The organism is Chryseobacterium sp. SIMBA_028, from assembly GCF_046535285.1.
Taxonomy (GTDB): Bacteria; Bacteroidota; Bacteroidia; order Flavobacteriales; family Weeksellaceae; genus Chryseobacterium.
The window spans coordinates 1-247 of the sequence record NZ_JAWRWZ010000667.1 but is presented as its reverse complement, the minus strand read 5'-3'; the positions used below and the strand labels follow the sequence as shown (position 1 = coordinate 247).

Genomic DNA, 247 nt, shown 5'->3' with positions numbered 1-247 from the left:
ATCAAGTTCGGTGACCACGACACGATGGTTGAGACCGCCCGCGAGAGGGTGGCAGAACTGCACGCGCAAGGCCTCACCGAGGCAAGGCTTTACGGGGCCAACGAGCTCGACGGCGTCGGCGGAACCGGATCGGTCTTCCTGCTGCTGGACGAACCCGAAGTGTACGGACTCCCGCCGGACCCACGGGTGCCCACGGCCGACCTACCCCAGATGTACCGCCGCGCAGGGATGGCCGTCGCCGGCATGG

The 247-nt window shown here is 67.6% G+C and carries 1 pseudogene; it reads left to right on the top strand.

The window, feature by feature from the left end:
- Positions 1 to 247 (top strand): annotated as a pseudogene (locus SCA31_RS24905) (4Fe-4S ferredoxin); the annotation flags it as partial.